The sequence below is a fragment of the Rhodococcus sp. T9N genome, assembly GCF_024436645.1.
GTDB classification, from domain to species: domain Bacteria; phylum Actinomycetota; class Actinomycetes; order Mycobacteriales; family Mycobacteriaceae; genus Rhodococcus_F; species Rhodococcus_F qingshengii.
In genome coordinates this window covers 271,233-282,084 of sequence record NZ_JAMSKS010000001.1, presented here as the reverse complement: position 1 = coordinate 282,084, position 10,852 = coordinate 271,233, and the positions used below count along the sequence as shown (strand labels likewise).

10 protein-coding genes are annotated in these 10,852 nt (G+C 62.2%); 4 read left to right on the top strand and 6 right to left on the bottom strand.

Going from position 1 to position 10,852, the window contains the following annotated elements:
* Positions 1-133 precede the first annotated feature (133 nt).
* Together M1L53_RS01370 and M1L53_RS01365 are read left to right on the top strand one after the other, a co-directional pair.
* Entirely contained in the window at positions 134-844 is a 711-nt protein-coding gene (locus tag M1L53_RS01370; protein ID WP_039973154.1) for a FadR/GntR family transcriptional regulator, read from the top strand.
* Entirely contained in the window at positions 844-1,602 is a 759-nt protein-coding gene (locus M1L53_RS01365; RefSeq protein WP_007730406.1) for an ankyrin repeat domain-containing protein, read from the top strand. Before M1L53_RS01370 ends, M1L53_RS01365 begins: the two co-directional genes overlap by 1 nt.
* On the opposite strand, the gene M1L53_RS01360 is transcribed toward M1L53_RS01365, so the two are convergent.
* Entirely contained in the window at positions 1,587-2,603 is a 1,017-nt protein-coding gene (locus M1L53_RS01360) for a helix-turn-helix domain-containing protein (protein WP_230587526.1), read from the bottom strand. The genes M1L53_RS01365 and M1L53_RS01360 overlap by 16 nt on opposite strands.
* Before the next feature lie 99 nt (positions 2,604-2,702).
* On the opposite strand from M1L53_RS01360, the gene M1L53_RS01355 reads away from it, so the two are divergent.
* Positions 2,703-3,509, top strand: coding sequence for an alpha/beta fold hydrolase (locus M1L53_RS01355; protein WP_030536147.1), 807 nt, complete (start codon positions 2,703-2,705; stop codon positions 3,507-3,509).
* A gap of 30 nt (positions 3,510-3,539) precedes the next feature.
* On the opposite strand, the gene M1L53_RS01350 is transcribed toward M1L53_RS01355, so the two are convergent.
* The 4 genes from M1L53_RS01350 to M1L53_RS01335 all read right to left on the bottom strand — a co-directional run bounded on the left by M1L53_RS01350 (position 3,540) and on the right by M1L53_RS01335 (position 8,182).
* A complete protein-coding gene (locus M1L53_RS01350) occupies positions 3,540-4,730 on the bottom strand; it encodes a lipid-transfer protein (protein ID WP_030536146.1) in 1,191 nt (396 codons plus the stop codon).
* The gene (locus M1L53_RS01345) at positions 4,727-5,203 is read right to left on the bottom strand and encodes a Zn-ribbon domain-containing OB-fold protein (RefSeq protein ID WP_003943075.1); all 477 of its coding nucleotides are present in this window, start codon (positions 5,201-5,203) and stop codon (positions 4,727-4,729) included. The genes M1L53_RS01350 and M1L53_RS01345 overlap by 4 nt, the downstream gene beginning before the upstream one ends.
* 210 nt (positions 5,204-5,413) lie before the next feature.
* Positions 5,414-7,141: an FAD-dependent oxidoreductase gene (locus M1L53_RS01340; protein ID WP_054188263.1), complete on the bottom strand. Its 1,728-nt coding sequence runs from the start codon at positions 7,139-7,141 to the stop codon at positions 5,414-5,416.
* A gap of 33 nt (positions 7,142-7,174) precedes the next feature.
* Positions 7,175-8,182: a diiron oxygenase gene (locus tag M1L53_RS01335; RefSeq protein WP_003943163.1), complete on the bottom strand. Its 1,008-nt coding sequence runs from the start codon at positions 8,180-8,182 to the stop codon at positions 7,175-7,177.
* A gap of 277 nt (positions 8,183-8,459) precedes the next feature.
* Here M1L53_RS01335 and M1L53_RS01330 point away from each other — a divergent pair, with 277 nt between their 5' ends.
* Complete coding sequence (locus tag M1L53_RS01330) at positions 8,460-9,302, top strand: SDR family oxidoreductase (RefSeq protein ID WP_074447109.1); 843 nt, start codon at positions 8,460-8,462, stop codon at positions 9,300-9,302.
* A 111-nt stretch (positions 9,303-9,413) separates the two neighbouring features.
* Here the strand turns inward: M1L53_RS01330 and M1L53_RS01325 are convergent, their stop codons facing one another.
* Positions 9,414-10,652, bottom strand: coding sequence for an HNH endonuclease signature motif containing protein (locus tag M1L53_RS01325; RefSeq protein ID WP_142006261.1), 1,239 nt, complete (start codon positions 10,650-10,652; stop codon positions 9,414-9,416).
* Positions 10,653-10,852: the final 200 nt, after the last annotated feature.

Genomic DNA, 10,852 nt, shown 5'->3' with positions numbered 1-10,852 from the left:
AGTAGTCCCGCCCAGCTATCGGGCTATCAGGCTGTCTGACAGGTGTAATTGTTACCTCGCTCACTCCGGCACGTCAACCCTTCATCAAGTGCGATGTTTGACGCGGGTCTTCGGCAGTCGCAACAATGACGGCATGAACCTGTCAGACAGCTGGGCCACCAGGCGACCCGTCGCCTCGCGGGTGAGTGCTGCCGAGGCGGTTCTCGCCGACCTCCGTGCCGCAATAACCTCCGGCGAACTGGCAGTCGGAGAGCGTCTCCCGTCCGAGGCGTCCCTGGCCGAAAGACACGGGGTCAGTCGATCGGTCATCCGTGAAGCCCTGCGCTCGTGCCATGCCCTCGGGCTCACCGAGACAAAATCCGGGCTCGGCACCTTCGTCGTCAGTGATTCGATAGCGCGAGACCTCGATTTCGGCAGTTACGCGGCCAACGAATTGGTCGAAGCACGGCCTCATGTCGAAATTCCGGCCGCAGGATGGGCTGCGCAACGGCACACCGCGGAGGAACTGGCAGCCCTCCGCGGACTGGTACAGCAGATGCGTGACGAGGACGATCCGCTCGTATGGGTTGCACTCGACGCCCAATTTCACGGACTGATCGCGAAAGCCAGTAGGAATCGTGTCTTCGAGTCGGTAATCGTCGATATCCGTGAAGCGCTGACAAGGCAATCCGAGACACTCAATCTTGTTGCAGGTCGCCAGGAAAAGTCGAACGAGGAACACGAACGAATAGTCGAAGGAATTGCATCCGGGAGTTACGACCACGCCTCCAGGGCGATGGCCGAACACCTGGACGCCGTCAGGATGACGCTCGAAACACTTGTCCAAGAAAGTGATTCGTTGTGATGGCGCGGCCGCGCAAGTCTGTCCTCGCCTGCGCAATCTTCGCGGCATCGGTGACCGGAGCGTTGGCTGGCTGCAGTTCGTCCGACACCCCGCTGACGCCGACAACCGCGGCGTCAGCACCAACAACGGCAGCTGTACCGCCTACGGGTGTAAATCCACCATCGACGCCGGAATCCGAACGCGCGCTCTTCGATGCTGTGGACCGCAATGATCCCGCAGCTGTTACCGCTGCCCTGACTGCCGGCGCGAACATCGAAGCGCGCGGCGAGGGCGAACGGACTCCACTCGTCGAGGCCACCAAGAACAACGCCGTCGCTGCGGCTTCTACGTTGATTTTTGCCGGCGCTGACGTGAACGCGAAGGACTCCATGCAGGATTCGGCCTTCCTGTATTCCGGAGCCGAGGGTTTGAACGAGATTCTGGCGCTCACGCTCGCCCACGGCGCGGACGTCGACAGCGTGAACCGTTACGGCGGTACGGCGCTGATTCCGGCGAGTGAACACGCGCATGTCGAGACCGTCCGGATGCTGATCGCTGCCGGGGTTCCGGTCAATCACATCAACGATCCCGGGTGGACGGCGCTACTCGAAGCCGTTGTGTACGGCGATGGTTCGGCGCGCTATATCGACGTGATCACTCAGCTTCTCGACGCGGGGGCAGATCCCTCGATCCGCGATGCATCGGGGAAGACCGCGTTGGACAATGCCGAAAGTCGTGGTCAGTCGGACGTTGTGGCGCTGCTTCAATCGCGGAGCTGACGCCAACGAGTCGGGCTCAGCCCGTAGGCCTGTCGAAAGCGTCGGCTGAAGTGTCCGGCGTCGACAAACCCCGCCCGGTGCGCAACGGTCGCGATCGGCAGATCGACGGTAGCGGGTCGAGCCAGTTCGTCCCGAGCCTTCTGCAGGCGCTGGGTGATGATCCACTGTTCGATCCGAAAGCCGTTGTCCGAGCAGATCTTGTACAGCTGTCGCAGTGAGATGTTGTGGGCTTGAGCAATTCGTGCGGGATTCAGTGTCGGATCGTGAAGGTGTTCACGGATGTATCGACGGATCGAAGTCATGGCAAGGGCCGATCTCGGAGCGGATGCGTCAGGATTCGCATGTGCGATCGAAGCGACCAAAGCACGTGCGAGTTCGATCGAGGCCTCGCCCAATTGTTCGGCGGCAGGATCGGTCTCCAACAGAGCGGCGCTGCGGAACAATTCACGAACGTGCGCGATCATCACGGGGTACAGATTGCTGTGATGAGGCCGGGTAGCTGCGTCCCGCACGGTGTCGATCGGCAGTCCCAGCCGATCCATCGGAACGTAGAGGCACTGGGAAGCGCCCGTTCCCGGCCAGGAGAAATCGTAGGTCGACGTCAGGTCCGTCATCAACAGCTCACCGGCGGGCACTCTGCGTTGTTCGTCGTGCTGATCTAGATGGCCGATCCCGATCTCCTGCAGGGCAATCGCAAGGACGGGCATCGACGCGGACCGGACGTGACGTGGTGTTCGGGTCAACCGCATACCGGTCGACTCGGAGCGGAACAGTGATGCTGCACCGAGGTTCCACACGTTCATTCTCGCGCTCACCCGTTCCGGGTTCTCCAAGTGGATTGCACACGGGACCGAGGCACGACCCATCGCGTCGACAAAGGCGTCCGCGCGTTGGTCAGGCTCCAACACGGAAGTATCCAGGAGCAAAGCCATGCAGCCCTGATACCCCGCGATGCGGACGCTCAACCAGAAGTTGTGCAGTGTGAGCTCAAAAGTCTGCACGGACAGTCACGTCCGTCGCAGCAGGTATTTCTAGGATCGAAACGGGCGTGTCCCGGCCTACCGCAGTTTCTCGCTTTTCGACGAGAGTGAAGGAAACGCATGAAGATCTCACGTGTATTCACCGCAGTTCTGGCGTTACTCATGACAGTCGCGGCTGGAGTGATCTTCGGCTCCGGCGCTGCGGTGGCGAGCCCCAAGCCAACCGTCGTTCTCGTCCACGGCGCTTTTGCCGACGCGACCAGTTGGGACGGCGTTGCCGCCGATCTACGCTCGCGTGGCTATCGCGTCGTGACGCCGGACAATCCTCTACGCGGGCCCGCTTACGACGCGTCCGTGATCGAGAAGACGGTTGCGGACATCGACGGACCTGTCGTGCTCGTCGGACACTCGTACGGCGGCGCGGTGATCACCAATGTTCACGACCCGAAGGTGCAGTCGTTGGTGTACATCGCGGCGTTTGCTCCGGTTCAGGGTGAGCCGGTGCAGATCACGATCGATCCCATCAGGTTTCCTGGCAGCCAATTGCTTCCTCCGGCTCTGGGATTGAAGATCGTCGACGATCCTCACGCGATCGGCGGGAAGAACGCCGACGGCTACGTCACGGACGAGTATTTCCATTCCGTCTTCGCTCAGGATGTTTCCGACGAGACAGCGGCAACGATGTTGGCGCATCAGAAGTCTGCGGCTTTGTGGGCGAACCTCGAGCTCGGCGGGCCACCGTCGTGGGCGAACACACCGAGCTGGTATCTGGTTGCCGGTGAGGATCGCGTGATCCCAGCATCGGCGCAGCGGTTCATGGCAAATCGGATGGGCGCGAACACCAGCGAACTCCCGACCTCGCACGCATCGCTGGTTTCCCGGCCAGGGGCAGTGGCAGACGTGATCGTGGCGGCCGCTCACGGGTGAGTGTGCGACCGCCACGAAAGTAGAACAGGGTCAGGCGGAAACGATTACCGAGGAGCCGTGTCCGAACAGACCTTGGTTGGCGGTGATACCGATGCGGGCGCCTTCGACCTGACGGCCTTCGGCCTGTCCACGAAGCTGCCAAGTGAGCTCGCACACCTGCGCAAGTGCCTGTGCGGGAACGGCTTCGCCGAAGCACGCGAGACCGCCGGACGGATTGACCGGGATGCGGCCTCCGATACTGGTGTCACCCGCACGCAGGAGGTGCTCGGCCTCGCCCCGCTTGCAGAGGGCAAGGTCTTCGATCCAGTCCAGTTCCACGGAGGTAGCGAGGTCGTAGACTTCGGCGACGTCGACGTCCTCGGGAGAGATCCCGGCTTCTTCGTATGCGGCGTAGCCGATGGATTCCTTGAACGTGCGCTCCGGAGCGGGAACGGCGGAGCTGGAATCGGTGGAGAAGTTCGGCATGTCCATGATCGTCTGGGGGAACGTCGGCGTGACTGTCGAAATAGCCTTGATGCGAACAGGTTCCGCGATGCCCATCTTGCGGGCGTATTCCATCGACGTCAGCAAGATTGCGGCGCCGCCGTCGGACGTCGCGCAGATGTCGAGCAGGTGAAGGGGATTGGACACCACGGGGGAGGCCAACACGTTCTCGACGGTGACTTCCTTGCGGTAGCGCGCATTCGGATTGCTCAGCCCGTGCCTGGCGTTCTTGACCTTCACGTTGGCGAAATCCTCCGCGGTGGCGCCGTAGAGGTCGATGCGACGACGCGCGTTGAGCGCGAAGTACGCCGGGTTGGTCATACCCATGAGGCGGAAGCGCAGCCAGTCCGGGTCGTCCCAACGCTCACCGGCGACGGGAGCGAGGAAGCCCTTCGGCGTGGTGTCGGCGCCGACGACCAGGGCAACTTCGCTGAGGCCGGCCAGGATTCGTGCGCGAGCGGTGTCGAGTGCCTGGGCTCCCGTCGCACACGCGGCGTACGACGTGGCGACGCGAGCGCCGTTCCAGCCGAGTGCCTGCGCGAAGGTGGCTCCGGCGACGTATCCGCCGTACCCGTTGCGGACGGTCTCGCCGCCGACGATGAAGTCGACATCCTGCCAATTCACACCCGAATCGGCGAGCGCGGCGCGAGCGGCCGCAACGCCGTATTTCACGAACGACTGCCCCCACTTGCCCCAGGGGTGCATACCGACACCGAGTACTGCGACGTCCTTGCTCATGACTGCAACTCCTGATCAGCTGCGGCGACAGGCTTCCATCGCCACGTCGTACGTACTCCGGTTTCGTCGGTGTACAGCGGCTCGACAACCAATTCGACGGTATTGCCGACCTTGAGATCGTCGACGCCGAATCCGTCGGCCACCTGGCCGAGGATGACGATGCCCTCGGGCAGTTCGACTGCTGCGAGAGCAAAAGGCTCGTACGGATCCGAGCGCGGGATGTACGGCGGCGGGGGCTGGTACTGCGCGTCGGTGTACGACCAGACAGTGCCGCGGCGGGAGAGTTCCACGTCGTCGAACTCCTCGCTGAAGCAGCTCGGGTTCTTGCAGAACGTCGCCTCACGAGGGAAGGAAATGGTGCCGCAGGATTGGCACTTCGTGCCGATCAGAGCAGGTTCGTCGCCGGTGGTGAACCAACCCTCTACTGCAGGTGTCACACTCCCGTTCGGCGCCGGCGTTGCAGTCTCGCTCATGCAATCCTCATCTGGTTGGCGAGCGTGATCCGGGGATCGTGGCTCGCTGTGCCGCTTACTGGAACAGGTTGCAGTATTACACGATTTCGGCCGCTGACGGGCATAAATTTTCGCTGAGTGGGACGTTGCCGGAACGCAGACGGCCCCGCCGGGCAGACGAGTCTGCAGGCGGGGCGGTGTGCGTGAAAGTAGCTGTTTACCTGTAGTGGATCAGCGAACGCGTACGGGTCGACCGAATCGACGCGTCGGTTTCACTCGGGCCGCAGCGTCGAGGATGGAGGTGATCTCGACCTGATCCAGAACCTTTTCGCGGGCACGATCGTGCGCAGCGCCGCGTTCCAGTTCCGCCTTGTCGATGGCGTGCCAGCCCTCGCGGTCGACGACGTCGGACTGTCGCGCCCGGACCAGACGATCGACTGCGGAGTCGTCTGCGACCGGGTTGGTCAGGCGTCCGTCGTTGAAGTCGTCGACGAGCATCCTGATCGTTTCCTGCGCGCAGGACTTGTTGGTGCCGATGAACCCACTCGGTCCGCGCTTGATCCAACCGGTCGCGTAGACCCCGGTGGCGGGATCACCGTTCGGAGTTTCGAGGACTCGGCCGTTCTCGTTCGGAATGACCGACGCACGCTCGTCGAACGGGACGCCGGGGATGGGCACTCCGCGGTAGCCGATCGAGGTGAGGACCAAGCCGGTATCAATGGTCTCGGTATCGCCGGTTGCTTCGATCTGCACGGTTCCGTTGGCGTCGACAAGAGCGTTGCGAGCGAACTCGATTCCGCTGACCTGATCGTCGCCGGTGATCGAGGTCGGTGTGAGCAGGTAGCGCAACGTGATGCGCTTGTTGCCGACGTCGACGTGATCGCGGTTCTTCAGTGCTTCGAGGAGACGCAACTTCTGCTCGACGGCATGCGGAAGCTCGCCGCGTTTTGCCAGTTCTTCGGTGGCCGAGTCGAGAACCATGTCGTCGGGTCCGACAGAGAGTTCGATGTCCGGCAGTGCCATCAGGCCGGTGAACTCGGGGACTGTGAACGCGGACTGCGCGATTCCGCGTCGACCCACGATGACAACTTCTTCGACGCGACTCTTCCGCAGAGCGGCGAGTGCGTGAGCGGAGATGTCAGTGCCCGCCAACTTCTCGGGATCGGCCGTCAGAATGCGAGCGACGTCGAGCGCGACGTTTCCGTTTCCGATGATGACCGCGCGGCGATGCGAGAGATCGAAGACGTCGTCGGCGTGATCGGGGTGGCCGTTGTACCAGGCCACGAAGTCGGTGGCCGAGGCCGTGCCAGGCAGATCAGCGCCCGGAATGCCGAGACCACGGTCGGACGAAGCGCCGACTGCGTAGAGCACCGCATGGTGATTTTCGAGCAGTTCGCTGTGCGAGATGTGCTTGCCGATCTCGACGTTGAGGTAGAACTCGAAACCCTTTTGTGCGGCGATCTTGTCGAACAAGCGAGTGACCTGCTTGGTCTTCTGATGGTCCGGAGCAACGCCGGCGCGAACCAAGCCGTAAGGCACAGGAAGGCGATCGAAGACGTTGACCTGCACGTCAGGCTGAGTCAGCAACTCGTCCGCGGCGTACATCGCCGACGGTCCGGAACCGACGATGGCAACGCGCAACGGCGGTCGGCCCTTGTCGACGTGGGCTGCCGGGATGACCTTGGCGAGAAGCGGCCTGGGCCGCTCTTCCTTGTAGAAGTCCGAATTGATGGACAGGAAGACTCGCTGCGGGTCGGTCAGCTTCGACTCGGGGACGATGGCGTCGACCGGGCAGGCCGAGACGCATGCGCCGCAGTCGACGCAGGCCTGCGGATCGATGTGCAGCATCTCGGCGGTGAGGAAGTCCGGCTCGTCCGGCGTCGGATGGATGCAGTTGACCGGGCAGGCGTAGACGCACGAGGCGTCGCTGCAACAGGACTGCGTGACTACGTGTGGCATGGCGCTATGAGTCCGATCTCGACTGTCCGGGAGCTACGCGGCGGCGTTGTGCGAGCTGCGGTGAGGTTCGCTACGGAAGCGTGATGCGCGGCCGTCCATCTTGCAGGCCTTCCACACCAGGCGCGAGGCACGGTTCATCAGGCCGGTGTCGGTGGCCAGCATGCGGACGTCACCGAAGTAGTTGCGCAGGGTCTGTCGCGACTCGGGCAGATCCCAGAACAGGTCCTTCTTCACGGACTTCGGGATGTCGAACTGCTTCCAGAAGGACTTCGGCGGGATGACGATGGCGTCACAGAGAATGCGCATGACGATCGGGAACAGCAGCGAGAGGACAAACCGGTTCGGGCGTGACATCAGCGGGATGCGGCGGCTCAGAAGCTTGTGCGCGAACGAGATATGACGCGCTTCCTCGGCTACGTGGATGGCCATGACCGACTGCATGATCGGGTGGATCTGGCCGCCGGCGCGCAGGATGCTCTTCTGAATGTGGTCGATGGGCTCTTCACCGGCGAGGACACCGACGAAGAACAGTTCGGGGAACGGACCCGCAGCGAGGGGGATGAAGGGTGCAAGCATCTTCATCGGACGGCTCATCCCGGGAGCGTCGGCACCGATGCGGTTGACCATCTCCTGGAACATCATCGTGTGGTTGCACTCTTCGACCGACTCGTGCGTGCAGTAGCGCGCCTCGGCCGAATCGTTGGGCAGTGAGAAGACGTACTGCATCATGCCGCGGATCAGGATGTTCTCGAATTGGAGACCGACCTTCGCGACATTGGCCTGGCGCCACATGCCGATTTCGATCTGCCTGGCCTCGGACTGCGACTGGTACCACGGGTGTGCGCCCAGCGGGTCAGTCTCGGCCGGGAGGATCCAGCGGCGATCGTTCGGGACGACGGCAAACTCGGGGGAGTCCCAGTCGATGTCGAGGTACGGGTCGAAGTGCTTGTGCACCGAGCCCTCGGACAGGAGTCGAAGCGTCTCGTTGTACGAGTCGTCGGATGCTTCTCCGCGCTTGTCGAGCGGCGATGTGAGCGTCATGGCGTCTCCTCTTCGTTTCGGTCACCGCTGGTATTTCTCGCGGTGTTCGGTGGAATCGAGGGCCGGTTGTGTGATCGCTGGCACTCGGTCTGGATTTAATGTAACCCGAGGTATCAGGAAAAGCTAGTGGCAGATACTCCTGAATCCCGACGAATTCTTGACACGGCCGAAACGGCGCCATAACTTACTTTTGAGTAATTTCCGCGGTGCGTCCGAAGTGGGCTGTTCAGGGACGGGTTCGCACCGAATCGCACGCGAAGATCGAACCGAGGCCGACGTGATCAGATCGATTCTCAGCAATCTTGCATTGAGACCGCCGACGCGTCTGCGCTCCCTTGTTCCGTCTCGCGGCGTCACGCTTTCCGACAAGACCATCGTCCTGACGGGAGCCTCGTCGGGGATCGGTGAGGCGACAGCTCATCTTTTGGCTCGTCGGGGAGCCGAGATGATCCTGGTCGCGCGCGGTGAGGAAAACCTCGAACACGTACGGGACGAGATTCACCGCAGGGGAGGATGGGCACACATCGTGCCTGCGGACCTCTCCCGCGGTGAAGCCGTTGACGAACTCGCGGAGACGATCGCGGATCGATTCGGGTCGGTCGACATCCTCGTCAACAATGCGGGTCGCTCGATCCGGCGTACCGCGTTGGATTCGGTCGACCGATTCCATGACTACGAGCGCACCATGGCGCTGAACTACTTCGGGCCGACAAGACTGACGTTGCGGCTACTGCCCGCGATGCTCGAGGCGAAGTCCGGACACATCATCAACGTCGGAACCTGGGGAGTCACTGCGGGCGTGATGCCCAGGTTCAGCGCCTATCACGCGTCGAAGTCTGCTCTCAGTGCATTCGGCCGAAGCCTCGGCGCGGAATGTCACGGCACCGGTGTCGATGTCACCACAGTGCAATTCCCACTCATACGAACACCGATGATCGCGCCGACGGCGGATTACGTGAGCCAGCCAGCGCTGACGGCCGATCAAGCTGCATCGTGGATCTTGAGGGCGATCAATACGCGTCCCGTCGAGCTGTATCCGCGGTACGCGGGGCTGTTACGAGCGATTGACGTTGTATCCCCTTCTGCCACTGACGCTCTCGTGCGAAGGGCTGGGATCTGAGGGGCTGGGATTTGAGGGGTTGGGATTTGAGGGGTTGGGATCTGACCAGAAACGTGCACCAGCACCGGGGCATGGTTCGTCCCCGGTGCTGATGTATTCGATTGTCGCGATTCACGCCGCTGTGGGTGGGCTGTTCCCGCCGATCGGCTGTTGATACGGATCGATCGACATGGGTGGATAGAACACCGTCTTCCGATCCGGGCCGATCTCGACACGCCACTCGGTGTGGTGCATCGTCCGGTGGTGATGACCGCACAACAGAACCAGGTTGTCGAGATCTGTTGGGCCACCATCGTTCCAGTGAACAATATGATGGGCATCGCACCACCCCGACGAAGTCCCGCACCCCGGAAACGCGCACCCGCCATCCCGGACGGCCAGTGCTCGCCTTTGCGGAACCGTCGCTGTTCTCGCTTCCTTGCCGCAGTCGAGCGGAACACCGTTCTCATCCAACAAAATTCGCGTCACGGTGCAGTCGCACGCCAACATCCGCGCGGTATCGATACTGATGGGGCCCACCCAATCCGTCCACGCGAAACCCAGTTCCTGAGTCGACGGCAAGAGGTCTTTCAACGCCTGCAGGTCCGTCATGTCTTTCGCCGACGCAGTCACCGTGATGTGCGGTTTCACCCCGCCCTCGATCGGACCCAACCCCGCCCGCTCGTACCGCCGCAACAATTCGCAGAACCCGTCCGCCCGTCGTAATGCCGGCGTACGGGTGTCCTTCACGCCGTCCTTCTCCGGCGTCGGCGCAGACAGGCTCGACAACAACGTGATCAACCGGGCCCCGTTGATCGCATCCAGATCCCCCTTCACAGTGACCCGCCCGTACAAGCCTTTCGAGGCGTAGAACTCGTTACGTTCGGAATCCTCGCCGACCGGGATGCCGTCCTCGCGCTTGCCGTACTGCTTCTCGATTCGGCGGATCGCTGCCCGCACTGCATCACAATCGGCGATGTTCTGCGACGCCAGGCCAAGCAGGATCCTGCGGGCCTTGTCCACATCCGTCGGGGTCATGTTCTTCGGTGGATGCTGACAGAACGACGCGACCTGCCGGGCTTTCAACGCATCCACGTCACCACGGTGAAACGCATCGCCCACAACGGGTTCGAGCATCAACAACCGCGCCAACCCGACCAGCAGACTGCACTCACCGATCTCCAGATTCGTCGACCCGTGCAACCACTGCGCGATCGCCCGAAAACCCTTCCCGCCGAGAACGTCCCGGGAAAACATCTCCACGATCAGCAACACCATCCGCGACTGCAACTCGTGCCGGGCGCGCACCAGATCCAGAACCTCCCCCTTGAGGCCCTCGCCATCCAGCTGCCACGCATCCCGACTGTCCATGCCGAAAGCATAATCGAACAAAGTTTCGAACACAAGAGAATGTGGATCGAAAATTGCTGCTATCAAATCGATTTCGACATTTCGGACAGTCGATTATAGGCGGGTCGCCGACGTAGTCCACGTGCGCCGACGAGTGCGAGCGCCACCATCAACCCGGAGCGCAACAGCATCACGTCGGAATTGTCTGAGCCCCAGCACAT